This is a genomic window from Salibacterium salarium (assembly GCF_030813635.1).
GTDB classification, from domain to species: domain Bacteria; phylum Bacillota; class Bacilli; order Bacillales; family Marinococcaceae; genus Salibacterium; species Salibacterium salarium.
Window position 1 is genome coordinate 443875 of sequence record NZ_JAUSUM010000003.1, and the last position, 24784, is coordinate 468658.

Annotated in this window: 26 protein-coding genes and 1 pseudogene; 16 read left to right on the top strand and 11 right to left on the bottom strand. The window is 39.8% G+C overall.

Going from position 1 to position 24784, the window contains the following annotated elements; genetic code table 11:
• Window positions 1-78 precede the first annotated feature (78 nt).
• Both J2S78_RS13790 and J2S78_RS13795 read right to left on the bottom strand, forming a co-directional pair.
• Window positions 79-1149, bottom strand: a complete 1071-nt coding sequence (locus J2S78_RS13790) for an ethanolamine utilization protein EutH (protein ID WP_306899460.1) — start codon at window positions 1147-1149, stop codon at window positions 79-81.
• A gap of 24 nt (window positions 1150-1173) precedes the next feature.
• Window positions 1174-1995: an MBL fold metallo-hydrolase gene (locus J2S78_RS13795; protein WP_306899462.1), complete on the bottom strand. Its 822-nt coding sequence runs from the start codon at window positions 1993-1995 to the stop codon at window positions 1174-1176.
• 124 nt (window positions 1996-2119) lie between these two features.
• On the opposite strand from J2S78_RS13795, the pseudogene J2S78_RS17135 reads away from it, so the two are divergent.
• The 4 genes and pseudogenes from J2S78_RS17135 to J2S78_RS13810 all read left to right on the top strand — a co-directional run.
• Window positions 2120-2308: pseudogene (locus J2S78_RS17135) on the top strand (sunset domain-containing protein); the annotation flags it as partial.
• Window positions 2309-2390: 82 nt separating this feature from the next.
• On the top strand, window positions 2391-3386 hold the full coding sequence (locus tag J2S78_RS13800; RefSeq protein ID WP_306899465.1) for an acyltransferase family protein: 996 nt from the start codon (window positions 2391-2393) through the stop codon (window positions 3384-3386).
• 147 nt (window positions 3387-3533) lie between these two features.
• Window positions 3534-4403, top strand: coding sequence for a methyl-accepting chemotaxis protein (locus tag J2S78_RS13805; protein ID WP_306899467.1), 870 nt, complete (start codon window positions 3534-3536; stop codon window positions 4401-4403).
• Window positions 4404-4405: 2 nt separating this feature from the next.
• Window positions 4406-5872, top strand: coding sequence for an aldehyde dehydrogenase family protein (locus tag J2S78_RS13810; RefSeq protein WP_306899469.1), 1467 nt, complete (start codon window positions 4406-4408; stop codon window positions 5870-5872).
• Window positions 5873-5919: 47 nt separating this feature from the next.
• Here the strand turns inward: J2S78_RS13810 and J2S78_RS13815 are convergent, their stop codons facing one another.
• Window positions 5920-6345, bottom strand: a complete 426-nt coding sequence (locus J2S78_RS13815) for a pyridoxamine 5'-phosphate oxidase family protein (RefSeq protein ID WP_306899470.1) — start codon at window positions 6343-6345, stop codon at window positions 5920-5922.
• A gap of 138 nt (window positions 6346-6483) precedes the next feature.
• Between J2S78_RS13815 and J2S78_RS13820 the strand changes: the two genes are divergently transcribed.
• From J2S78_RS13820 to J2S78_RS13870, 11 genes are all read left to right on the top strand, one after another.
• Window positions 6484-6642, top strand: a complete 159-nt coding sequence (locus J2S78_RS13820) for a hypothetical protein (RefSeq protein ID WP_306899472.1) — start codon at window positions 6484-6486, stop codon at window positions 6640-6642.
• A 318-nt stretch (window positions 6643-6960) separates the two neighbouring features.
• Window positions 6961-7125 (top strand): hypothetical protein, encoded by a 165-nt coding sequence (locus tag J2S78_RS13825; RefSeq protein WP_306899474.1) that lies wholly within the window; start codon window positions 6961-6963, stop codon window positions 7123-7125.
• Window position 7126: 1 nt separating this feature from the next.
• On the top strand, window positions 7127-7543 hold the full coding sequence (locus J2S78_RS13830; protein ID WP_306899476.1) for a hemerythrin domain-containing protein: 417 nt from the start codon (window positions 7127-7129) through the stop codon (window positions 7541-7543).
• A 24-nt stretch (window positions 7544-7567) separates the two neighbouring features.
• Window positions 7568-7879, top strand: a complete 312-nt coding sequence (locus J2S78_RS13835; protein ID WP_306899477.1) for a hypothetical protein — start codon at window positions 7568-7570, stop codon at window positions 7877-7879.
• 21 nt (window positions 7880-7900) lie between these two features.
• Window positions 7901-8107: a hypothetical protein gene (locus tag J2S78_RS13840; protein WP_306899479.1), complete on the top strand. Its 207-nt coding sequence runs from the start codon at window positions 7901-7903 to the stop codon at window positions 8105-8107.
• 71 nt (window positions 8108-8178) lie between these two features.
• Window positions 8179-11859 (top strand): nitrate reductase subunit alpha, encoded by a 3681-nt coding sequence (locus J2S78_RS13845; protein WP_306899481.1) that lies wholly within the window; start codon window positions 8179-8181, stop codon window positions 11857-11859.
• Window positions 11849-13342: a nitrate reductase subunit beta gene (narH, locus tag J2S78_RS13850; RefSeq protein ID WP_306899482.1), complete on the top strand. Its 1494-nt coding sequence runs from the start codon at window positions 11849-11851 to the stop codon at window positions 13340-13342. The genes J2S78_RS13845 and narH overlap by 11 nt, the downstream gene beginning before the upstream one ends.
• A 2-nt stretch (window positions 13343-13344) precedes the next feature.
• A complete protein-coding gene (gene narJ, locus J2S78_RS13855) occupies window positions 13345-13947 on the top strand; it encodes a nitrate reductase molybdenum cofactor assembly chaperone (RefSeq protein ID WP_306899484.1) in 603 nt (200 codons plus the stop codon).
• A gap of 39 nt (window positions 13948-13986) precedes the next feature.
• Window positions 13987-14679, top strand: coding sequence for a respiratory nitrate reductase subunit gamma (gene narI / locus J2S78_RS13860; RefSeq protein WP_306899486.1), 693 nt, complete (start codon window positions 13987-13989; stop codon window positions 14677-14679).
• 5 nt (window positions 14680-14684) lie between these two features.
• On the top strand, window positions 14685-15140 hold the full coding sequence (locus J2S78_RS13865; RefSeq protein WP_306899488.1) for a hemerythrin domain-containing protein: 456 nt from the start codon (window positions 14685-14687) through the stop codon (window positions 15138-15140).
• Window positions 15141-15252: 112 nt separating this feature from the next.
• A complete protein-coding gene (locus J2S78_RS13870) occupies window positions 15253-16431 on the top strand; it encodes an MFS transporter (protein WP_306899490.1) in 1179 nt (392 codons plus the stop codon).
• On the opposite strand, the gene J2S78_RS13875 is transcribed toward J2S78_RS13870, so the two are convergent.
• Entirely contained in the window at window positions 16392-17117 is a 726-nt protein-coding gene (locus J2S78_RS13875; RefSeq protein WP_306899492.1) for a Crp/Fnr family transcriptional regulator, read from the bottom strand. The genes J2S78_RS13870 and J2S78_RS13875 overlap by 40 nt on opposite strands.
• 155 nt (window positions 17118-17272) lie before the next feature.
• On the opposite strand from J2S78_RS13875, the gene mobA reads away from it, so the two are divergent.
• The gene (mobA, locus tag J2S78_RS13880) at window positions 17273-17800 is read left to right on the top strand and encodes a molybdenum cofactor guanylyltransferase (RefSeq protein WP_306899493.1); all 528 of its coding nucleotides are present in this window, start codon (window positions 17273-17275) and stop codon (window positions 17798-17800) included.
• Between the two features lie 176 nt (window positions 17801-17976).
• Here the strand turns inward: mobA and J2S78_RS13885 are convergent, their stop codons facing one another.
• The 7 genes from J2S78_RS13885 to J2S78_RS13915 all read right to left on the bottom strand — a co-directional run bounded on the left by J2S78_RS13885 (window position 17977) and on the right by J2S78_RS13915 (window position 24772).
• On the bottom strand, window positions 17977-18234 hold the full coding sequence (locus tag J2S78_RS13885) for a ComEA family DNA-binding protein (protein ID WP_370871569.1): 258 nt from the start codon (window positions 18232-18234) through the stop codon (window positions 17977-17979).
• 143 nt (window positions 18235-18377) lie between these two features.
• Complete coding sequence (locus J2S78_RS13890) at window positions 18378-19403, bottom strand: zinc-dependent alcohol dehydrogenase family protein (protein WP_306899495.1); 1026 nt, start codon at window positions 19401-19403, stop codon at window positions 18378-18380.
• A gap of 254 nt (window positions 19404-19657) precedes the next feature.
• A complete protein-coding gene (locus J2S78_RS13895) occupies window positions 19658-20530 on the bottom strand; it encodes a TIGR03943 family putative permease subunit (RefSeq protein ID WP_306899497.1) in 873 nt (290 codons plus the stop codon).
• A gap of 12 nt (window positions 20531-20542) precedes the next feature.
• Window positions 20543-21547 carry a permease gene (locus J2S78_RS13900; RefSeq protein WP_306899498.1) on the bottom strand — a complete coding sequence of 335 codons (1005 nt, stop codon included), beginning with the start codon at window positions 21545-21547 and terminating at the stop codon, window positions 20543-20545.
• 393 nt (window positions 21548-21940) lie between these two features.
• Window positions 21941-22939 (bottom strand): 4-hydroxythreonine-4-phosphate dehydrogenase PdxA, encoded by a 999-nt coding sequence (gene pdxA / locus J2S78_RS13905; RefSeq protein ID WP_306899500.1) that lies wholly within the window; start codon window positions 22937-22939, stop codon window positions 21941-21943.
• 28 nt (window positions 22940-22967) lie between these two features.
• On the bottom strand, window positions 22968-24269 hold the full coding sequence (locus J2S78_RS13910; protein ID WP_306899501.1) for a TRAP transporter large permease: 1302 nt from the start codon (window positions 24267-24269) through the stop codon (window positions 22968-22970).
• Entirely contained in the window at window positions 24266-24772 is a 507-nt protein-coding gene (locus tag J2S78_RS13915) for a TRAP transporter small permease (protein WP_306899502.1), read from the bottom strand. Before J2S78_RS13915 ends, J2S78_RS13910 begins: the two co-directional genes overlap by 4 nt.
• Window positions 24773-24784: the final 12 nt, after the last annotated feature.

Sequence of the window (24784 nt, forward strand, 5' to 3'; positions counted from 1 at the left end):
ATCTGTCCTCTTTCGTTTCTAAGTTGACATTCATTCGCTTCTATTATAATATCACTTTTTTAGAAAAGGAAAAAAGCACTAACGACGTTTTTTAATCATCCAATAGGCTATGACCATTGCCGAAAGACCACCTGTCCCTTTTCCTATAAGCATGGGAACAATCATATCCCTCTCCACTGCAGCGGTAAAAGCTAAATGTCCTCCTAATATAAAGGCACCGCTGACAGCAAACGCGTAATTCATCCATTTCCCTTCTTCTGTCATTCCTTTTATAGCAAACATTGGAATAATATGAGCTAATGAAGCCAGCCAGCCTGAGATAGCGGTGTTATCCATAAAAAAACGTTTACCCATACCAGTTCCCGTCCAATGCTTTTGTAAAAAATGAACTAGCGGGAAAGCACCAGCTAGTGTAAATGCAATCGAGCCTAAAGTTAAAATACCTTCTTCTGATGGAGCCATACCAGATATTATCGTCCATCCACTTAACGCTTCAAAAACGACGACAGCCGTTGCCATAGTAGTAAAGACGACAACTCCTTTTCCAAATTGTTGAAATCCCTTGACCATGACGTTTGGTTTCCATACTAAACCTAGAATGATAACGCAGGAAAATAAGAGAATTGGTATAAGATTCGCTATCATTGGTATGATAGAAAAACCAGCTGCAATCCCCCCGGCTAACAGTCCAAGTGGAATTGTCGTGATACCAGCAAGAATTCCTTTGGCGAAAATAGGATGGTCGTCCTTTTTTAAAATTGATAGGGCAACAGGGATAGTGAAGGTCAAAGTGGGACCTAACGTCGTTCCAAGCAAAATGCCGGCGAACCTGGCAGATTCTTTTGTTTCTGCCAATTCACCGGCAAGAGCGTAACCGCCCATATCTAACGCTAACAAGGAAGTTGCAAACATGGCAGGATCCGCGCCTAACCATTGATACACAGGAACGACGATGGGACGCAGAACATCAGCCAGTACGGGGGCAAGCGAAATCATACCTATCATAACAATGGCAATCGGACCCATTGCTGAAAATCCTCGTTCAAATGCTTCTCCGTATCCATAACGGTTTCCAAGAATTTTATCAAACGCACCTATCAACATAAAAACGGCTAATATAACGAGTATGACATTTTGCAATTCAAACATTCGGGCAACCTTCTCTCTTTCTCTCTACCCTTTTTCTTCTGCTTCTATTTGTTGTTTATTATGTTCATGTTCTTCTCCAAGATATCGCGAAAACAAAAAACTGTCCACAAAAACTTGGAGCACGTCGTAGGTGACGCCTTGCCGTATTTCATCCCGAAGAGCTTGAATATACCAACGTGAATCCCCTATCCGATCCTGCATTTCTTTTACATCATTGGTGCTGTGTCCATGCCCTGGAATCAGAAGATGAATATTTTTCTCCGATATAACATTTTCTAGTTTATCAATCGTGCGTTCATAAGCTTCACTGTTATGATGGATAAAAGGAAACTCAACATCACTTAAATAATCTCCTGCAATCAACGTGTTTGTCTCTTGAATTACCGCAAAAACACCATCCGGTTGATGACCGGGAGCTAGATAAAACATTATGGATGTATTGTTGCACTCTATCGTCTGTTCGTCATAATCTATAATAATATCTATATCCGGGTAATCAATAATATAAGGACGTTGAATATAATAATAGTCATCGAAATCTTGAATCTCTTGAATCGTCTCTTTTTTGTCTGACTTTGCCACAAAACCACGAGAAGCAATCGTGACAGCTTCAGGAAAGGCATTCCCTCCTAGAATGTGGTCAAAGTCGGAGTGGGTAAACAGGACATACTGACGCTGGCCGTTATCCTTTTCTTTTACATGGTTTTGAATAGCTTCGATCTCTGCAGGCAGCCAAGTCGGGTCGACAATAAGAATGATATCCTCTGTTACAGCTACTGTTGATGTCGTTTGAAGCAACGCACTTTGAAACACAGTGATCTGGTTATCTTCATATTGTATTGACACTTGTATCACCCTTTCTGTCGCAGTAATAATTATTGTATAGTATACATATTCGGAAACCTTTCACGATTTTCCTGCTACAAGCAAGGTTTCCTTCCTCCTATCCAATGAAAACGGCTTCAACCCAGAGGCTGTAGAACATTCCGAAAATCGTTCAAATTGTGAAGACCCTGCAATTAAAGGGAATCACAGTTCTAGCGGCGACCTTATTTACCACACCCCTGACGGACAATATTATGAACAAACAGACGCCGAAGAGGTGTTTTGTACCGAAGAGGCTGCCCAAGAAGCTGGCTACCGCCCATCTCAACAATAAAATTACATACTTTTTTACTTGTTCTCTCCACTCTATATTTCTATACTGTCTTGGGGAAAAGGAGAAAGACAGGTGAAAATATATGGGAACAACCTCCACATCACGTGACTACTTTTTGGATAATGCTAAGTTTATATTAATCGGGCTTGTCGTTTTAACGCATGCCCTTACTCCTTTAACGTATGACCACCAGTTCAGCAAAGCTTTATATTTAATTATGTTTACCTTTCACATGCCATTATTCTTTTTTATTTCCGGCTATTTTGCAAAAAAAGCGGTGAAGTATAAAGATTGGCTGAAGCCGATTCAACGACTGCTCGTCCCTTACCTTCTCTTTCAGTTTATTTATTCTTTTTTCTATTATGATGTCTATGGTCGAGATCTAGAATTTTCATTTTTAGAACCTCATTGGTCTTTATGGTTTTTAGTAACACTTTTTTCTTTTTACTACATTATTTACTTGTTCAAATTCAGCCCCTATTTAATCATTGTTGCCGTACTGCTTGGTGTAGCGGTAGGATTTGCCGAACCTGGGTCATTTATCAGCTTATCGCGAACGGCTGTGTTCTTTCCTTTTTTCCTAACCGGCTATTTCATACAACGACACCACCTTGATTTCATTTATTATCGTGGAATGAAGGTTGCAGCTGCAATCATCTTTTTACTGACGTTTGCTGTTTTTTATCTTTATGCTTTTGACATTCCACGGAATCTTTTCTTTGGAGACGAAGCATATGAGATAATCGGTTTTGAAACGTGGGAAGGCAGCTTCTACAGATTGCTGGCCTATGTTATTTCTGTCCTATTATCGATTTGCTTTTTAATTCTCATTCCGAAGCAGAAAATAGCTATATCCAAATATGCTAAAAACACCATGTACGTCTATTTACTTCACGGTTTTTTATTCCGTTATTTGCGCGAAACCGATTTTTACGATGGGATGGACACCGTTTTCGAGGTATTACTCTTGGTTATTGGTTCCGCAGCCTTTACTTATTTTTTATCCACCTCTATAGTGAAAAAAATAACAAAGCCGGTCGTCGAACCATTTGCGTTTTTTTCTAGAAACCGTTTCTGAATTCAAATGGCAAAAATCCTCTTAAACACCCAACAACGTTTGGGTGTTTTTTTATAATGAAGGAATTTTTTAGCATTCACCTTACATTTCGTATGGAAATGCCGATATAAAAAATATAAGTAGTTTGAAGAACAAGGAGGAAATACATTGAGCACTACAAATGAAACACTTAACCAAATGTCACTATTAGATGCGTTTGTAAAAGTCGCACCATACTTAAATCAACTTTCCCAAGAGGACGTAACAGTAGGGATATATAATACAGAGGAATTAGTATTGAATATTCCGGGGGAGACCTTTCAACTCCCTGTAAAAGTAGGAGATCCTTTGCAAGAAGGAGATATCATCGCCAAGGCTATTATGGACAACCAATTTGAAAGCATGGTCGTGCCAAAAGAAGTATTTGGTGTCCCTGTTGTGGCCAACGCTATTCCATTGCGTGATGAAAATAACAACGTTATCGGCGGGGTTGGCCTTGGAACCAGTATCGAAAAGAACCAATTGCTGGCAGACGTCAGTCACAACCTGACAGACATGTTTGAAAATATGGGCGCCACTATTGAAGAAATCACCTCATCCATAGATGAGCTTTCTAACAACTTGGACCACACGAATGAAGCTTTCACCGACATGGGTACGAGAGTTCATGAGATAGAAACATTTTCTGGTGAAGTGACCAGCATTTCAGAAAAAAGTCATATTCTTGGTTTAAACGCTTCTATAGAAGCAGCACGTGCCGGCGAATTTGGGCGCGGTTTTTCTGTTGTTTCCAAAGAAGTGCAAAATATGGGGGCGCAAACAAAGCAATTTGCAAATGATATTCGACTAACTACCAATGCTTTAAGTGAACAAATTCACTCCCTCCAAGAAATGGTAAGTAATGTAAATCAGCAGTCTACAGATCAGGCTAAAGCGATTGAGGAAATGTCCGAAACAGTACAAAGCGTCTATAAAGATATTCAAAAGCTGAATAGCTTAGCTACAACACGTTTAGATGAAAACAAAGGGGCTGACTAATCATGAATAGTTATACGTTTAACGATTTGAATAAACAGGCGATTGCTGGTTCATGGCGCGACGGAAACGGTAAGAATCGAATGAAAAATACAAATCCCTATTCTCTTCAAGCTTTAGGGGATGTTCAATCAGCCTCAGCAGATGACTTGGATCAAGCATATGAAAGTGCGCATAATGCCCAAAAAGAGTGGATACATATCAACCCTTACCAACGCCGGGATATGCTGCTTCATACCGCTCAGCTATTAGAAAAACGAGAAGAGGAAATAACGGAGTTAATTATCGATGAGCTAGGTGGAACACGTTTAAAAGCGGCATTTGAAATAGGCCTTGTTAAAGATATGATAAAAGAAGCCGCAACGTATCCACTACGCATGGACGGACAAATCCTCCCATCTCCTGTTGATGGCAAAGAAAATCGTGTATATCGCATGCCAGTTGGTGTCGTCGGAGTTATTAGTCCCTTTAATTTTCCTTTCTACTTATCAATGAAATCGGTTGTGACAGCTATTGGAGCTGGAAATGGCGTCGTTATAAAACCACACGAAGATACACCTGTAACAGGTGGAACTATGATTGTTAACCTGTTTGAAGAATCCGGTCTCCCACTAGGGCTTGTTAATGCAGTCATCACAGAGATTAGTGAAATTGGCGATCGGTTCGTTTCTCATCCGCTCAATAAGGTCGTTTCTTTTACTGGCTCCACAACAGTAGGGCGTAAGATTGGTGAATTGGCTGGAAAATATCTAAAAAAGGCATCGCTTGAACTGGGAGGAAACAGTGCCCTCATTGTGTTAGATGACGCTGATATTGATTACGCGGTAAGTGCAGCTGTATTCAGCCGCTTCACCCATCAAGGACAAATCTGCATGTCTGCCAACCGCATTATTGTTCATGAATCGATAAAAGACACCTTTTTAACAAAATACAAAGAAGTTGTTTCCTCTTTAACCACGGGGGATCCTCGCGATGGCGACACCATTATCGGGCCGCTTATTAATAAAAAGCAAGTGGATACCTTAATGGAAGTCGTGAATAAAGGAATTGAAGAAGGGGCTACCCCTTATTTAAAAGGAGATGTCGATGGCAATGTAGTTTCTCCAACCATCCTGACAGACGTTAAGCCAGAAATGACTGTTGCGAACCAAGAATTGTTTGGTCCCGTTGTTAGTGTGCTTACATTTAAAACAGACGAAGAAGCAGTAGAGGTTGCAAACGCGTCGGATTATGGTCTTAGCGGTGCCGTCCACACGACAGATGTCGAGCGTGGAGCAGAGCTTGCCAAACGAATGGAGACCGGAATGATTCACGTGAACGACGGTACTATCAATGACGAGCCTCTCGTTGCGTTCGGCGGGGAAAAAATGTCTGGTGTCGGTCGTTTAAATGGCTCGAACAGCCTGGATGCTTTCACTACACAAAAATGGATTTCCGTTCAACATACAAAGAGAGCTTTTCCTTATTCTTAAATAAAAAGAAGGTGTTCCGACATGGATGCACCTTCTTTTTTATTTTATTAATGAACATCAACTTCCTGTGGCGGCTCTCCTTTTTTATTCATTAAACGAATCCTTTCCGGTTCGATTTCTAGTACGACATATTCTGGATCGTCCGGACCCTCGAACCACCGTTCCATGCCAGCATCCCACATGTCCTCCTTCACTTGCTTATCAGTTTGAATGGACGCTGTTCCGTCAACTTCCACATACGTATCTCCTACACCTTCCCCTTCATAGCCAAGCAAAATGTGAACGTTAGGATTTTTTTCAATCTCTTCGGCTTTATGAGTGTTTTTATTTGTCGGTGTGTAAAGAGTGAATCCTTCATGAGAAAATGTCATATACCGAGAATAAGGCTTATTATTTTCTACTGTTGCTAATATGCCTACTTTGTTCTCATCTATCATTTGAAACAGTTTGTCTTCCATCTCCGCTTGATTCAAGCGATCCCTCCTTGAAATGCATTTTTAGTATGTATAGTGTTCCATGCATGATAAAAAGTAAACATTTTCTCCTAAAGGGAATAAAGACACTTTCTCGTTCACATACTATCTGTAATCCTTTTATGATGAGGTGTATAAATGAGCCACAAAAAAAAGAATCCAGATCATCAATTTAAGGAAAATGCAAATCATGGTGAGCATCGTAATGGACGTTTAAGTCAATTTAAAAACAATAGTGCTCATGGAGGAGAAATACCAAACGAGTATGTCAGCCATAAAGAAAACGAGGATTCGTAAAACCTGATGCCTTATAAAACCCGCATCCCTTCTTTGGTGATGCGGGTTTTAGCAACGATATGGTTTCCCTACATTGTTCAACAATCACTAAGAATAGCTCCAACAGAGAAACGATAAAATTATGTTAGTAAAGCGTGATAGTTGTAATCCTAGCTGAAGCCAGTAAGTATCGGTAAGCGTAATAGTTTCTCCATTCGACAAGGAATCGATTAAAAAATAGATTTGAGCAAAAAGATGTGATAGGAGTCACATCTTTATTTTTGTATGGGCGATACAATAAAAACAGTCTTAAATTGCAACAGCAAAGGAGTATGTTCGATGGATGATCAAAATGAAAAATCCGAACGATTACAAAAGATGTTAGATGAATCATTGTTGCCTGTTTTTCAACAGTTGAAAAACCTAGAGTCTGATATGCAGAAAATACAAGACAATCAAGCGGAAATTAAGAATTTACTAAAAGGAAAGGAACGGGAGGGATAACATGTCAGGACCGGCATTAAAACATGTCGACAGCCATTCCTCGATACATGAAGCTGCTTTACATGAGGCAGTAGAAATAACCGATATGCTTGAACGTTTATTACGCAATCGGCGGATGGAACAAGCTCTAGAACTAGCCTATGTCTTGATAGAGCATTGGGAAACGAGAACATTACGTCATGCCAAAGAGGAAGAGGAAGGATTATATAAGGAATTAGCAGAACATGATCCGAATCTAAAAGAAGACATTATTGCATTAACTCGTGATCATGAACTGCTTCGGCTGCTTGCAGAAGAAATCAAAGAAACGTTGAGTGCCGATGGTATGAATGAATCTGTACTGCAACGTTTTCAATCACTAATTCTAGTCGATGAACTGCACAATCAAAAGGAATTGAAAATTTTACCTCATCATTAGGAAGATGATAAAGGGGGAACTTGAGTGAGTAAGAACGGAGCGCGTCAGGAAAAGTCGTTACGGGTTGTAGCACCGGATATATATAATAAACTGATTCAGGAATTAGAAACCTATCACATTCAACCGTATGATATTCAGGCCAACGCGATCGAATACAAAGACGGACTTCAGCTTATTCTTTATTACGGGGAACAGTTCCCGCATCTGGAGAAAAAATTCGCTTCCTTTGAGGAATGGAGTGACTGGACCGCAGATTTATCGACGTTTATTGAATTAACAGCCCAAACTCTTAAACAAACGATGGTAGCTGATTATTTTAAAATGATGAGAATGTAAAATAGCGAGGGATGAGGATCAATGTTTGGTTTTGAAGATGAAGCTGGCCTTGTACAAGACAGAGAAGATTTAATCGCGGTTTTGCAGATGAGATTCGGAACGGTAGCTCCCGGTGTGATTGAAAAAATTTATGAACTTCAAGAATTAGATACATTGGAGCGGTTAATATTGGCTGCCTCGAATGCCTCGACCTTAAAAATTTTCTTAGAAGAGCTTGAAGCGGGATAAAGAAGTTTTCGTTAGAAGGAGAACGATTTAATCCAATAATGGAAGGATAGTAGAAAAAGGGGGCGAGCGGGATGAAGAAAAAACAAAATAAATTATTTGATACTCTGAAACATTTAAAACGCGGAGAAAAAATAAATCAAGAATGGACCGAAGAAAGTCCAAAATCAAGAAGTGCAGAAGAAGTGTATCGCAGGCGCTGGCAATTTGATAAAGTGGTTCGCTCCACACACGGAGTAAATTGTACCGGTTCTTGTAGTTGGAAAGTATACGTGAAAGACGGCATTATAACTTCTGAAACACAACAAACGGATTACCCAAGTACAGGGGAAAATTTTCCTGAATATGAACCGCGCGGCTGTCCTAGAGGAGCTAGTTTCTCTTGGTATACATACAGCCCTATCAGAGTGAAATACCCTTACATTCGTGGTGATTTATATGAACTATGGAGAGCGGAACGAGACGAAGGGTGTGATCCAGTTGAAGCTTGGGAAAATATCGTGCATGACCCTGACAAACGCGCTAAGTACGTGAACGCTCGCGGGAAAGGTGGATTTGTCCGTGCAGGCTGGCAGGATATGTGTGAAATCATTGCCAGTGCAACCATTCATACAATCAAACAATACGGCCCGGACCGCGTGGCTGGTTTCAGTCCGATACCTGCCATGTCAATGGTCAGCTATTCTGCTGGCTCTCGGTTTTTATCGCTTATTGGAGGTAACATATTAAGTTTCTACGATTGGTATGCCGATTTGCCGCCAGCTTCCCCGCAAGTATGGGGAGAACAAACCGATGTGCCGGAAAGTGCGGATTGGTATAATGCCAAATATTTTATCATTTGGGGAACCAATCTCCCACAGACGAGAACGCCAGATGCACATTTCATGATTGAAGCCAAATATAACGGAACAAAAGTAATCGGGGTAAGTCCAGATTATGCCGAATATGAAAAATTCGCAGATATTTGGCTTCCTGCCAAAGCCGGTACAGATGGTGCCCTGGCAATGGCGATGACTCATGTTATTTTAAAAGAATTTTATGTAAAAAAAGACACTCCTTATTTTACACACTACACAAAAACTTATACCGATTTACCTTTTCTTGTAATCCTTACTGATGAAACAGGAGATTATAGGTCCGGTCGATTTTTAAGAACAACTGATATTAATGACGATCATTCCATGGGTGAATGGAAGTTGGTGGTATGGGACGCAACAACAGATACATTGGAAGTGCCAAATGGTAGTCAAGGACATCGGTGGGATGGCGGGAACAAGTGGAATCTTCACTTGGAAAAAGAAGATGGAACCTCCATTGACCCGCTTTTAAGCTTCATTCACCAAGCGGATGAAAATACTCTTGTAACATTTCCGGATTTCGCTAAAAAAGAAGATAAAACAGTGTCACGTGCCGTACCAGTTAAAAAAATAAAGGATGACGCAGGAAATACAATCAAGGTCACCACTGTTTACGATTTAATGATGGCGCATACCGGGGTTCCGCGTGGCCTCCCGGGCGATTATCCTATTGATTATGATGATCCTAAACCTTTTACACCAGCTTGGCAGGAAAGTATAACCGGTGTCAATAAAGAGCATGTCGTTCAAGTAGCAAAGGAATTTGCCGATACCGCTGAGAAAACAAATGGCAAATCAATGATTGCCATGGGAGGGGGAACGAACCACTGGTACCACAGTGACCAAATCTATCGAGCTATTTTAAACCTCGTCTTACTAACTGGAGCACAAGGTGTAAACGGCGGTGGATGGGCTCACTATGTAGGCCAGGAAAAGGTACGTCCGCTCGAAGGCTGGCAGCAAATCGGATTTGCAAACGATTGGGTGAAGCCGCCAAGACAGCAGAACGGTACCTCTTTTTTCTACTTTGCAACCGATCAGTTTCGGTATGAATCAGAAATTAATAAAGATCAATCCAGGTGGAGTGGAAAATATAATGAAATGCATCCAGCAGATATAAATGCGCTGGCAGCAAGGTTAGGATGGCTCCCCTCTTTTCCTCAGTTTTCTCAAAATTCACTAGATCTTGTAGCTGACAGCAGGAGAAATGGTTCTTCAAATGATAAAGAAGTAATTGATGATGTGGTGGAGCAGATAAGGAAGGAAAAAATAGATTGGGCGATTGAAAATCCAGATGATCCGCGAAACTTCCCAAGAGTTTTCTTCAATTGGCGTTCGAATTTATTGGGTGACAGCGGCAAAGGGCATGAATACTTTGCTAAGCATTTAATTGGAGGCGAAGATCAGGTCTTAGCAGACTCTGAAAATTCGTGGCGCCCTAAAGATGTGAATTCAGATGGAAAGGCTCCAACCGGTAAGGTCGACTTACTCGTTAGTGTCGATTTTCGAATGACTAGTTCCGGGTTGTTTTCGGACATTGTTCTGCCGGCAGCAACATGGTATGAGAAATATGATATAAGCAGTACAGATATGCATCCTTTTGTCCATCCATTTAATGCAGCGATTTCTCCGCCTTGGGAAGCCAAAAGCGATTGGAATACGTTTCGAGAAATCAGTAAAGTGTTTTCAGAACTGGCAGAAAAGCATCTGCCAAAATCAGAAGATCTGGTTATGACCCCGCTCGGTCACGATTCTCCGGGAGAAATAGCGCAAGTGCATGGAAAAATTAAAGATTGGCGTAAAGGGGAAGTAGAAGCGATTCCAGGCAAAACCATGCCTAACTTTCAAATTGTCACACGGGATTACCCGAACGTTTTTCAACAAATGACGACCGTTGGCCCGAATATTAAAAAAGGCTATGGCGGCAAGGGTGTCCATATCCCCGGTGAACCGGTATATGAAGAATTAAAGACGCGCTTAGGAACCTCTAAAAGAGAAGGCCTTGGAAAAGGGAATCCAGATTTATATTCAGACAAACAAGTAATTGAATCGATATTAGCGATGTCAGGTGCTACTAATGGAAAACAGGCGGTTGCAGGTTGGAAGTCCTTAGAAGAGAAAACAGGGCAAGATTTGGGTGGTATAGCACAAGGACGTGAAGAAGAGTCCTTTACGCTGGATGATTTAACAGCTCAACCCCAACATGCGATTTCAACACCTGTTTGGAGCGGTTTGGAAAAGGATAACAGACGCTATTCTCCATTTACCGTCAACACAGAATATAAGATTCCGTGGCGAACATTAACAGGACGGCAAAGTTTTTATCTTGATCATGAGATGATGCTTGATTTTGGAGAAGCCTTGCCATTATATATCCCGCCGCTATCTCACGGTCCTTTCCTAAGTGATGAAACAGGTGTAGAAAATAACGGAAAATCTATCACAGTAAGATATTTAACCCCTCACCAAAAATGGGGGATCCATACGATGTTTACGGATACGACCAATATGTCGCAACTATTCCGTGGTTGGCAGACGGTATGGATGAATGAAGAGGACGGAGCATCAATTGATTTGAAAGATAACGACTGGATTGAAGTGTATAACCGCAATGGCGTGATATCCGCACGAGTTGTGTTGACATACCGGATGCCAAGAGGGGCTGCCTATATGTATCATGCCCAAGACCGTACGCTGGGCGTGCCAGCAACAGCTATTAACAAAAAGCGTGGTGGTACACATAACAGTGTGACGAGAATATCACTCAAACCTACGCACATGATTGGTGGTTACTCCCAATTAAGCTATGGATTTAATTATTACGGCCCAACTGGTCACCAGCGGGATACCATTGCAGTCATCCGAAAATTGAAGGAGGTTGATTGGCTTGAGGATTAAGGCACAAACAGCGATGGTGATGCACTTGGATAAGTGTATTGGCTGTCATACGTGTTCGGTGACGTGTAAAAACACATGGACCAATCGCCCGGGTGCAGAATATATGTGGTTCAATAATGTAGAAACCCGTCCCGGTCCCGGGTATCCAAAAGCATGGGAAGATACAGATCGTTTTAAAGGCGGGTGGGTGTATAAAAACGGCAAACTACAGTTAAAAGCTGGAGGGCCGATTTCAAAGCTTGCAAATATTTTTTATAATCCAGAAATGCCGGAACTTGACGACTACTATGAACCCTGGACGTATGATTATGATCATTTGATTCACAGCCCTAAAAAAGAAAATATACCGGTGGCCCAGCCCCAATCTATGATCACCGGTAAATATATTGACAAACCGGAATGGGGGCCGAACTGGGATGATGACTTAGCGGGCGGTAGCGAGGTCGTTCCGCTCGATCCCAACGTTCAAAAACTGCAGGAACACATTTCGATGGAATATGAAAAAACATTTATGATGTATTTGCCTAGAATTTGTGAACACTGCTTGAACCCATCATGTGTGGCATCCTGCCCTTCAGGAGCACTGTATAAACGAGACGAAGATGGTATTGTTCTAGTTGACCAGGATGCCTGTCGGGGATGGCGTTTTTGCATGAATGGCTGTCCTTATCACAAAGTGTATTACAATTGGAACACTCATAAAGCAGAGAAATGTAATTTTTGTTATCCACGGACTGAAGCGGGACTCCCTACTATTTGTTCGGAAACATGTGTCGGACGTATCCGTTATATCGGCGTCGTGTTATATGATGCTGATAAAGTAAAAGATGCAGCTTCCGTCGAAGATCCGCAAGAATTATATGAATCGCAGTTATCTGTTTTTCAGGATCCATTCGACCCTGAAGTGATAGAAGCCGCAAAAAAAGCGGGAATCAATGATTCCTGGATTGAAGCAGCACAGCAATCACCAGTATATAAAATGGCGATTAAATGGAAGATAGCTTTGCCGTTACACCCTGAGTACCGAACACTGCCAATGGTGTGGTACGTGCCGCCTCTCAGTCCTATTATGAATCATATTACAAATGAAGAAGAATTATCGACAGATGGCTATATTCCGGCTGTAGATCAAATGAGAATCCCGATGGAATATTTAGCATCACTATTGTCCGCAGGGGACACGAGAGTCATTCGCCACGTACTTATGAAACTTACAGCCATGAGGGTACATCGGAGAGCGGAAACAGTTGGTGGTATTGAGGAGTTCAATAAAAGTCAGCTTATGGCCGAAGCAAACACCGATACAGAGGAACTCGAAGAAATGAATCGGCTGTTAGGAGTAGCAAAATATAATGAACGTTTCGTTATTCCAACGGGCCGCCGCGAGATGGATGACGATCAATACTACCAGCAAGGCGCCTGTAGTATTGAAGACTTAGCACCGCCAGAAGGTTTAACTTTTTCTATTGGAAAGGGGAAATAACCATGGATATTCAAGAACGGACGGTGCTTGTAATAGCTTCCAGGCTATTGCACTATCCAGAGGATTCTTTTCCAAATTTGGAAAAAGAAATACTGGAATGTATCGATGAAAATATGGAAAAACAAGATTGGCGTGAAAAAGGAAAGTCTATTCTTGCTCCTTTACGGTCCTTATCGGATAAAGGTAGAAAAGAAATCTATGTTTCTACGTTTGATTTGAAATCAAAGCTGGGGCTGTATTTAACAGCTCATGAATTCGGAGATAGTGCAAAAAGGGGACCCGCCTTAATTAAATTACAAAAAAATATTAATGAAGCGGGTTTTGAACGAGAGAAAGGAGAGTTGGCAGATTATATCCCGATGTTACTTGAATTTCTCGCAGTATGTCCGGACAAATTTGATAACGAGCGGCTTGTACGACGATTAGCCGTTGCTCTTCAATATATGTGTGAACATATTGCTGATGACAACCCGTACGCTCCAATACTGCATCTTTTAAATAATCTCGTTTTTCCGGAGCCCACGCAAGAAGAAATAGAAAATATAAAATTTGAAAGAGAAGAAGCTGATTTAGAAGAACTGCCTTACCCTATAATGTATGAGTAATATGTTTCTATAAATAAAGATAGAAAGGGCGAATAAGCAATGGCCGGAATTTTTTGGTGGGTTATTTTCCCATATATGACACTGGCAATCATGTTTGTCGGTTTACTATACCGCTATGCGTACAGACAAAAAAGTTGGTCCGCACCTTCTACGGAAATGTTTGAAAAAAAGTGGCTCCGCATTGGTTCTCCTCTTTTTCATTGGGGCATCATTTTCGCTTTTGCCGGTCATATAATGGGAATGGTAATTCCAAAAGGAGTATACGAATTTATAGGTATAACGGACGAATTGTACCACATGGGGGCAATATATGGCGGAGGGTTAGCCGGATTGATGGTTGTTGCCGGACTTGTTATACTGCTGATACGTAAGATGACAATTGATCGAATTCGGGTGCATGCGACCTTTTCAGATTTTTTCTCCGTTTTTGCATTGTTAATTGTGTCAGGAATGGGAACATATATGACGATTATTTATAATACGACCGTGGTTTCTTATGAATATAGAACGACGATTGGACCGTGGTTTCGGAGTTTATTTACATTTCAGCCAGACTATCAGATGATGCTCGAAGTCCCCTTCATCTTCCAGACGCACATTATAGCTGCTTTTGCACTGTTTGCATCAATACCATTCACCCACTTAATTCATTTTTACAGTGCTCCGGTTACCTATCCAATCCGGGCTCCTCAGCAATACCGTTCGAGATCACAGTATCAAAAGAAAGGGTGATTCACTTGACCAATAGTATAAAGAGGCATGAATCGTTGTATTCGTTATCTCATCACCACCATCACGGATTATTTCTTTCTCTAAATTTGAAACGTGTAAACACAGAGAAGGCCCGTTATACAGCGGAAAAAGTTCTAGAGGATACAAGAAACTTTTGGAATCCAGGGGGCATTCAGCATTTTCGAGAAGAAGAAGAGATTCTATTACCCGCTTTTGCGCAATTTGCTTCTGTAGACATTCCAGAAATCAAGACAATGCTGATAGACCATGTTCGTATTCGTACCATGATGGATAAGGTTACAAATGCAAAAGCGCCCGATGTAGAAGAGATGCAGCATCTTGGAGCATTACTAGAAAACCACATTCGAACAGAAGAGCGCATTATTTTTCCAATGATAGAGCGTGCCCTTCCCGAAGAGAAGCTTCAGGAATTATCATACTTTTTACACGTGAACGATTAAGAACTTATTTCTTTTTTTATTTTTGAATGAAATGTGATGAATCTAACAGCCAAATTATCCTGTTCCTTTTACAGTGAGAGTAGTAAATAAACAGGATAAAGGCGGGATGAGCATGAACAAAAAAGTAAGTGTAAGAATCTTAATTTTAACGACAATTGCTATGATGTTCTCGTTTACCGTTTGGGCATCATTATCTCCATTAGCCGCTGAATTTGAGGAAATCTACGGATTATCGGCTACAGAAAAGAGTATTTTAGTGGCCGTTCCAGTTATTCTTGGATCTGTAATGAGAGTGCCATTAGGTATTCTAGCGGATCGTTTTGGCGGACGGAAAGTCTTCACTCTTCTCTTATTATTTACAGTCGTTCCGCTTATCGGGGTCTCTTTTTCGACATCGTACCTGATGCTTTTATTTTGGGCGTTTTTTTTAGGAATGTCTGGTGCCTCTTTTGCCGTGTCAATCACATTTGTATCACAATGGACGCCAAAAGAGAAGCAAGGAACCGCTCTTGGCATAAACGGGATAGGGAATATAGGAAATGCTTTAGCTGGGTTTAGTCTTCCAGCCATAGTCGCCATGGTTGGTATTCAAGCAACGTTTTTAGGATTGATTTTTCCGATACTCCTTATGGCAGTCCTCCTATGGTTTTGGACGCCGGAAACTCCACGCACTGGAGAAAAAAAGACGGTAACTGGATCATTGTCCGTATTAAAATTTAAGCATAGTTGGATTTTATCTTTATTTTATTTTGTGACATTTGGAGCGTTTGTGGCGTTCACCATGTATCTACCGACACTATTAATGGATCTTTACAACGTATCGCCCGTGGATGCGGGTGCAAGATCTGCTGGATTCGTGGTATTAGCAACGTTAGTTCGTCCTATAGGTGGATATCTTGGAGATAAATGGGGAGCTGGCCGTGTCCTTACATGGGTATTTCTTGGAATAATAGCAGGTTCTTTGGGAATTAGCGCCAGTTTATCATCGTTATGGCTGTTAACATTTCCGTGTTTGCTTGTTGCACTTATGACCGGTGTAGGGAATGGGGCGGTGTTTCGACTTGTCCCAGAATTATTCCCGGCTTCCACAGGTGCCGTAACTGGTATTGTTGGTGCTTCCGGCGGCTTGGGTGGTTTTTTCCCTCCTATTCTACTCGGTACGATAAAAGACGCAACAGGCAGCTATATGCTCGGCTTCATCCTTCTATCATTACTATCTATTGTTTGTCTTGTTATAAATATGATTTATTATCACATACGACAGACTTCAACCGAGCATTCTTCACAATAGCACATTTCTTTTAAGGCAGATACTTCATGTACCACGATACACCCGTCTTGCTGAGAAATAATTTCTCGTTTTTTTAAATCGGATAGCAGGCGATTCACGCTTTCGCGCGTGGCACCTATAAAATCGCCGAGCTCTCCGTTTTTTATTCTTTTCTGTATAAAAATACTTTTTCCATCGGTTTTTCCATAAGAATTGCACATTCGTATAAGTGTGGAAGCAAGTGCCCCCGATTTTCCATGAAACGTTAAATCACGTAGTTTGGATTTAGTAATACGGTCCATAAGCGTATTCCAATGCATAAATTCTATTGCCAAATCTCCATGCTGCCATAGTAAAATTTCCATATCTCTTTGCTGGATAATCCCAATTTGACTATTTTCCAGGGTATAAGCACTATAACTGTGGGCTAAGTCTTGGAAACTGCTTAATTCTCCGAACATATCGCCTTTGCCAAATAAACTTAGGATATGCTCTTTTCCATCTGCCGTCGTTTTCGTCAATTTAACATTTCCTTCTCGAATGAAGAATAGTTTATCCGCCGTATCGTCTTCTAAAAAAAGGTAATGGTCTTTTTTTATCGTGTACATATACATGATGTCTTTTATCGCATCTAGGTTGTAAGCAGAAAAACCAGCCGTGTTGTGATAGCAATTAATATTGCTATAGTTTACAGAAGAAGTCCGCATCCGAATCCCTCCCAAACATTGTTACTTTCATTGTATCTAAAATACATATTTTAAAAAGTGATTTATGTCACAGATTATTATATAAACTGTGACAAATGTTATAGCTAATTGAAGAATCACGTTATATGATAGATGAAAAAAAGGGGGTGAGTATATTGGGGTTATCAGGTGTAATTATTGATAAACAGAATGAGGAAGAAGATAAACGTGGTAACTATAGAAGCATTCTTTCATTAGCAGAAAAAGATAAACTGGAAAGACGGGTTTCAGAGATGAGACAAGTGTGCTCGGAGATTATTTTAATAACAAATCGTCCTGAAATATATCTTCCACTTATCGGAAACTCCATTCGAATTATAACGGAATTTTATAAAGGAAAAGGTCTTATCGGAAATATTTACACCGCTTTCTCCTTAGCTAAAGGTTCGTTTGTATGGCTAGTGGAAGGAAATAACTTCATTGTATCCCCGGAAGCAGCCAAATTTTTTGTGTACGTTCAGACGACACTAAAGTTAGAAGCTATTATCCCTGTCTATGACGGAGAAAAACTCCCCTCCAACGGTGTGTACAGAATATGTCATTTCCCTATTTTAGATAGCCTTGTTCAAAAAAAAGATGTAGTGATACAAGACTTTTTGAATCAGATTAATTATGAGGAATTCGATGAAAATTTTCTTAAATAAATTATGACATAGTATTTATTTTAGATCTTCCCGGGTAAACGCACTCATTTACGGCCTTCAACGTTCGGGAACTTGAACCCTATAGGAGATGCGCATGCAGAACATACCTAAAAACCGTGCTTTATTCTCACGGTTTTTAGCTTTTTTATTTTCAAACAAACGTTTGATTAAGGGCTTTAAATAGTGATTTCTTCGTTCATGTCAGCGAAACGTCCTTCAGCAATTCCGTTCACATTCATTATTTCTTCGATGGATTGAAAACTTCCGTTTGTTTCACGATAGTCAATTATATTTTCGGCGATAGCCGGCCCGACACCTGTTATTTCTTGCAAGGTTTCATCCCCTGCTGTATTAATGTTTACAGGGTAGATTGATTCCGGTTCTTCTTGTTCTGCCTCATCATCTTCCTCACCATTTCCATCCCAAGGCTCCACATAACACTCTTTATTTAAAGTTTTTTCAAAAATTGATAGGTTTTCCGCCGGTTACTTGCCAAACGCCCTCTTCTCTACCTAACTAGTACCACGCCACAAAAAACAGCCCATTCTCTAATAGAGATGGGCTGCCTTTCATGTCGTTATTCATGGGTAATGGCAATTTTCCCGAAAAACTTCTGACTTTCAAGATATTCATAAGCCTCTGCTGCTTTTTCAAAAGGAAATACACTGTCAACGATTGGCATTAATCCTTTATCTTCCATAACACGGTTCATCGATTCAAAATCGTTACGGCTTCCAACACCTATGGTTCGAGTGGAGGCTTTACCGAATAAATCAAAGTAATCAATTTTATCACCGGTTCGACTGAGCACCCCTATAAGAGATATTTCATCACCAGGTGCAATCGCTTGAAGAGACTGCTGAAAGGTTGCAGGACCAACCACTTCTACGACACGATTTACACCGCGTCCGCCTGTTAATTCCTTCGCCACTTCTCCCCAGTTTGGTGTTTTACTATAATTAATTACTTCATCGGCTCCAAGTTTTTTTAACTTCTCCGCTTTTTCATCACTGGAAGTTGTGGAAATAACATTCACTCCCATCACCTTTGCCAGTTGGAGAGCAAACACAGATACACCGCCGCTCCCAAGTGTCAGTACCGTGTCACCGGCAGACAATGGGCTTGGACCATGCAGCGCGGACCAAGCTGTCACTGCAGCACATGGTAAGGTAGCGGCTTCTTCATAAGAAAGATGAGATGGAATGGACACAAGCAATTCTGGATTCAGCACTTTATACTCGGTCAACCACCCGTCACTATGAGACCCATACGGTTCCATATAGGTTGGACGCTTGCCGCCAAACCATTCCCGGGTAAAGTTACCCGCCACTCGGTCTCCAATTCGAAAACGACGAACCCCTTCACCGACGGCTACAATTTCTCCAGCTCCGTCAGATAAAGGAATAAGATTATCATGGACCTCTCCAGGATACTGATTATTAAGCATTGCAAGATCACGATAATTTAAAGAAGAAGCCTTCACTTTCACGAGCACTTCCCCTCGTTGTACCGATGGAACATCTTCTTTCACCATTTTTAAATGTTCTACGCTTCCCTGTTTTTCTAATCGGATAGAACGCATCGTTCCTTGATGGTCCGCCATTATGTGTCCTCCTTTTATAGTAAAAAATTTACTTCTATCGCCATCTTAAATAACTGTATACCCTATGTCTATTTTTCTGCTTTCCAGCTTTTAATCGGAATCTTTTTGTTCTACTAGTTCTGCTCCTGTAATTTCTTCCGTTTCATCTTCTCCGCAAGCTGCTAATACCATCGTGACGCACAAGCCGTCAAAAAATTTTGCTAAGACTCTTAAAGGAATAACGTCAACTGCTATATCCTTACAAAACGATATTACTAATTCGTCATTTCTCTAAGTACTGGATATATATATGGATTAGAAGGTTCTTCTATTATTCTCCCACGTTTAGCTTTTATAACTGGCAACTCTACTCCATTATAAACTGTAACATCCAGTTCCCCCTCTATTTCTAACCAGGTGTCTTCTTCAAAAGAGCCTGCTTGCTCAAATTCTGTTAACAAACCCATAACCCCTGCATCGGCAATGCAATGTGTAATAATAAACCTAGAAATAACCACCTGGTTAAAATGAAGTCCCTCCTCTCTATAAATAAACCCTTGTACTTTTATCGGCTTTCCCACAAAATCACGAGAATTGTTACGAATGGCATTATAATAGGAAGAAAAAATATCTTTTTCCATGTTAATAACACTTGATTCTTTTAAATATTGCATTCTCTTTTGATAATCCTCTTCCCGAATAAAATTATTATTGGGGAGGGGTTCTTGATCATGTATCTCGTCGCTAGAGATAGAATCTGCCTCACTATCTTTAGCTTGAGGTAACATCGTTCCTTTGTTCTCTGCAAAGGAAGAATCCAAAGTCTGTGGTGCCGATGCAAATCCCATAATTAAAGGATATATAAGGATACTATAACTTATAAATTTCTTTAGAAAAGAATCATCATATCCATGATTATGGTCGCAACTAGAAGAGCAATGTACGTGTCCACCTGTGCTACTCCTCCATACTCTCGAGAGTTGAATTAAGAACAGAAAAACCAAAAACCCTCCGGCCATTTTACTCATAAAACCATATTTAGGATTTATATAGTTTGTTATGTCACCTGTTAAATGTTGATATAAAAAAAATGCAGCAAAAGCTCCCAGGATACTGGCCCGCAAAAAATGTTGAAAAGAAAAATGCATCGTTTCCCCACCTCATATAAAAGTAATTAAGTTAATACAAATAAAGACAATAATAGTGATGAAGAATAATAACGTTACTACAAATCTTGCTTTAAAAACACTTAACAACATAATTGTATTTTTTAAGTCAATCATTGGTCCGTATATTAAGAACGCTAATATCGAAGTAGAAGGAAATAAATTTCTAAATGAGGCTCCAATAAACGCATCGGCCTCAGAACAGAGTGATAATATATAGGCAAGTCCCATCATGACAATAGTTGATTCTATAAATCCATCCCCAAAAAGGAAAAGAGATGATGTAGCGACGTAAGTTTGCAAAAATGCTGCTATAAATGCACCAATAAAGAGATACTTCCCCATATCAAAAAATTCATCTATCGAATGCTTTACCATTTCTTCTAACCGATGGAAAAAAGTCTTCTGTTCTAATTGTTTTACCGATGATGCGCTATCTGCAGCCGAATGCTTTAGTTGATTTGATTTATAGATCAGACTAATAATGAAGGCAATCAATAAGGCTGCGACAAAACCAACTCCCATTCGTAAGCTAGCCATCTTAATGTCATTTCCAAATGCCATGTAAGTGGACATTATGACTATAGGATTTATTAACGGGCCTGTTAAGAGAAATCCTACTCCTGCATAGATTGGCACTCCTTTAGCAACTAACCTTCGCACAATAGGGACAATCCCACATTCACAAGCAGGAAAAAAACCACCTACGATACAACTCGCGGCTACCGCCAACACTTTATTCTTTGGAATTAAACGCTGTATATGTTCTTCTGTAACGAAAATTTGAATAAAGCCCGCAATAAGAACACCAATAAGTACAAAAGGAATAGCCTCTATTAAGATACTTAGAAAAATCGTATTTAACTGTTGAAAGGAATTTGGTAATTGTATGAGCCATTTTTCTCCAATCCATTCATTAATACAAATAAAAGAGACAACAATCCCAACTACGAAAATGCTTGTAACGTCCATAGAATATGTACGGAATACTCGATACATACTTTCCTATCTCCTCTCCCTTTTAGAAAAAAACAATGAAGCTAGCATCTTCAAATCGTAATCTTTCTTTTTTACTCTATGTTTTGCTTTAATAAAGTATGTATGGAGGCAAAAGCGAAAAGATGTGTTAAGAGATTTAAGAAATCGAGCATAATTAGGCAGGCGAAATGCTTGTAAATATTTTTAAGACAAAATCGATTTAGTGCATTTCGGAGCAATGAGTCTGAAGAAGCTTAAATGGGAATAGAAGGAAATCCGTATAAATACAGCTACGGCTTTTCTGATGATTTAAACATTAAAAATGACGTCGGGCTTGGAATACTCCGCCGGCGCCATTGGTCACTTTAAATTTGTCCTTTTGTTTCGAATCTCATCTGCGTTAGTTAAAAACACTTAATCTTTTGGGGCTAGTTCCCCAGCCATATAAAGTGCTTCTTTTAATGATTGTTCATCTGCTATATTTTTTCCAGCTATATCAAAAGCTGTTCCATGATCTACACTCGTGCGAATAATTGGAAGACCTACAGTAATATTAACCCCTGCTTCTAAACCAAGAACTTTAATTGGACCATGGCCTTGATCGTGATACTGAGCTACCACTATATCAAAGTCGCCTCGTTTTGCTCTAAAAAACAAGGTATCCGCAGGAAGTGGTCCCTGTACTTCTATTCCTTCTCCTTGAGCTTTTTCTATTGCAGGAGTTATTTTCTCTTCTTCTTCCCCGTTTCCAAAAAGACCATTTTCTCCAGCATGTGGGTTAATGCCGCAAACGCCTATGCGAGGAGATGACAAACCAGCTGTTCTTAATGTATCATCAGCAAGTTTAATCACTTCATATTCTCGTTTAGTATTTATTTTATCTACAGCGTCTATTAATCCGATATGAGTTGTAACATGTATTACCTTTAATCCCGGAGCAGACAACATCATCGCAAACTTCTTCGTATTCGTTAATTCTGCTAAAATTTCGGTGTGCCCAGGATAAATGTGGCCTGCTTTATGCAACGCCTCCTTATTTAACGGCGCTGTGCAAACACCCTTTATATCCCCATTATTTGCTAAAGCAATTGCTTTTTCCAAAAAAGTATAGGCCGCATGACCGGCTTCTTCCGATATTTCCCCCCATGCTAAATCTTTAGAAACTACATTTATATTCAATATGTCTATCACACCAGGAGAAAATTTTGCTTCCGACGGTTTCGTAATAATATTTAATGTAAGGTCTGATTTTGTTACTTCGATGGCTTTTTCTAAAATTTTGGCATCGCCTACCACAAAAGGTTGACAATACGTATAGATCTCCTTATTACCTAAAGACTTCACTATAATTTCAGGTCCAACGCCTGAAGGATCCCCCATTGTTATTGCAATGATAGGCTGTTTCATACTCATTTCTTCTCTCTCCTTTCCTAAGAAAATACTAATCTATTAATAAATTAGGTAAGAATGTGACCAAATCCTGAAAGTAAATGATGATAATAATAGACAGCAGATACACAACAACAAAGAGTAAAATGTGCTTGAGCATCTTGATTACGTTCGTTTCTGCTATCTTTGACGCCATAAGTGTAGATAAACCGTATGGAGGTGTTACGGTCCCAAGACGAATTGCCATAACGGTAACGATACCAGCCACCACAGGATTAATTTGCAATGACTCCATAATTGGCATTAATAACGGAACGAATATGAGCATCGCTGATGTAGGTTCCATAAAAGTCCCCAAAATTACATAAAGCAATGTTAATAATAGTAAGAAAACACTTGGGGAAACATTACTATTAATAAGAAATTGTATGATTGGATCCATTACTTCGTAATAGGTAAGCACCCAAGATAGAAATCCAGCTGCCGCTATTAATATGTAAATAATGGAGGATTCCATTGCCGCACGTTTTGTTGCTTCTAAATATTGTTTAGCGTTGCCTGTTCTTTTGATAAATACGGCTACAATAACTACGTAGACCACTGCAATACTTGCAGCCTCCGTTGCCGTAAACACTCCGCTCATAATTCCTACGATCACAATAAGAAATAAAGATAACGGAAAAATACTTTTTCTAATAGCAATAAGTTTTGAAAGTTTTTCATTCTCCCCTAGATTAATGTCATCCAAATTAACATTTCCAACATCATTTTTGGATGCATAATAGTACGCGTAACCCATTTGCATTAGTCCAATTAATATACCGGGTATAATTCCTCCCATAAATAAAGCCGCTACAGACGTTTGCGCCAAAGCTCCATAGACAATTAATAATATACTAGGCGGTATGATTGAACCAATAGTGGAAGATGCCGCTGTTATGGTTGCAGCAAATTCTCTACTATAACCTGCTTTAATCATGGCTGGTATTAAAACCCTTCCTAACGATGCAACATCCGCTACAGAAGAACCAGAAATCGCCGCAAAAAATATACTTGTTACAATATTAATGTGTGCCAAACTTCCTTTAGCCTTGCCTACTAAAGCTTTTGATATATAAATCAAATCTTCCGTGACCCCTGTTAAATTCATGAGTCTGCCGCAAAAAATAAAGAGAGGAATAGCAAGTAGTGTGAAACTTTGAATGGACTCAAGCATAATGGTACTCATTTGTGTCAAACTGACTAGTGGATCTAATAAAATGGGAATGCTAGACGCTAATACAAGACTGAGAACTACAGGCACACCCAAAAGTAGACATATGAAAAATATAGAGACAATCCCTATTAAAATCACTTTTCATCACCCCCTGGCTCTTCTTTGTTAATAAAAAATTTTTTTACATTTAACAAATGAAAAATCAACATAAGTAAAGATCCACCAAAGATAGAACTAAAATAGTAGGTCAACGTCGGCGGAGAGGACAAGAATCTAATCTCAACCAATTCTGTTCTATTTAAACCTGCTTCTAACGCTTTCCATCCCACTGCAATTAAAATGCATATAGCAAATAAGGATAATATATAGACTACTATATTTTTTAAGAGACGCAGTTTTGAAGGCAAATATTCACTGAAAATATCTATTTGAAGATGTTCATTTTCTTTAACGGCTATAGCTGAGCCCATAAAAACTAGCCAAGAAATCGATAGTTTTTGAAAAATTTCTGTTTCGGGTATCGACGATTGAAATATATAGCGGGAAACAACCCCTGTAAACAAAGTGACGGAAAGCATTATTAAAAACAAAGCATTTATACTTTCAATTAAGCTTTGAATCTTATCAAGTGTTGGCTTCAATTTTATGATAGC

Bases quoted from the DNA above. Each gene is read 5' to 3' on its own strand.
- J2S78_RS13790 (WP_306899460.1), bottom strand. From the start codon at position 1,149: ATGTTTGAATTGCAAAATGTCATACTCGTTATATTAGCCGTTTTTATG.
- J2S78_RS13800 (WP_306899465.1), top strand. From the start codon at position 2,391: ATGGGAACAACCTCCACATCACGTGACTACTTTTTGGATAATGCTAAG.
- J2S78_RS13810 (WP_306899469.1), top strand. From the start codon at position 4,406: ATGAATAGTTATACGTTTAACGATTTGAATAAACAGGCGATTGCTGGT.
- J2S78_RS13820 (WP_306899472.1), top strand. From the start codon at position 6,484: ATGAGCCACAAAAAAAAGAATCCAGATCATCAATTTAAGGAAAATGCA.
- J2S78_RS13825 (WP_306899474.1), top strand. From the start codon at position 6,961: ATGGATGATCAAAATGAAAAATCCGAACGATTACAAAAGATGTTAGAT.
- J2S78_RS13830 (WP_306899476.1), top strand. From the start codon at position 7,127: ATGTCAGGACCGGCATTAAAACATGTCGACAGCCATTCCTCGATACAT.
- J2S78_RS13840 (WP_306899479.1), top strand. From the start codon at position 7,901: ATGTTTGGTTTTGAAGATGAAGCTGGCCTTGTACAAGACAGAGAAGAT.
- J2S78_RS13845 (WP_306899481.1), top strand. From the start codon at position 8,179: ATGAAGAAAAAACAAAATAAATTATTTGATACTCTGAAACATTTAAAA.
- narJ (WP_306899484.1), top strand. From the start codon at position 13,345: ATGGATATTCAAGAACGGACGGTGCTTGTAATAGCTTCCAGGCTATTG.
- narI (WP_306899486.1), top strand. From the start codon at position 13,987: ATGGCCGGAATTTTTTGGTGGGTTATTTTCCCATATATGACACTGGCA.
- J2S78_RS13870 (WP_306899490.1), top strand. From the start codon at position 15,253: ATGAACAAAAAAGTAAGTGTAAGAATCTTAATTTTAACGACAATTGCT.
- J2S78_RS13875 (WP_306899492.1), bottom strand. From the start codon at position 17,117: ATGCGGACTTCTTCTGTAAACTATAGCAATATTAATTGCTATCACAAC.
- J2S78_RS13890 (WP_306899495.1), bottom strand. From the start codon at position 19,403: ATGGCGGACCATCAAGGAACGATGCGTTCTATCCGATTAGAAAAACAG.
- J2S78_RS13895 (WP_306899497.1), bottom strand. From the start codon at position 20,530: ATGCATTTTTCTTTTCAACATTTTTTGCGGGCCAGTATCCTGGGAGCT.
- J2S78_RS13900 (WP_306899498.1), bottom strand. From the start codon at position 21,547: ATGTATCGAGTATTCCGTACATATTCTATGGACGTTACAAGCATTTTC.
- pdxA (WP_306899500.1), bottom strand. From the start codon at position 22,939: ATGAGTATGAAACAGCCTATCATTGCAATAACAATGGGGGATCCTTCA.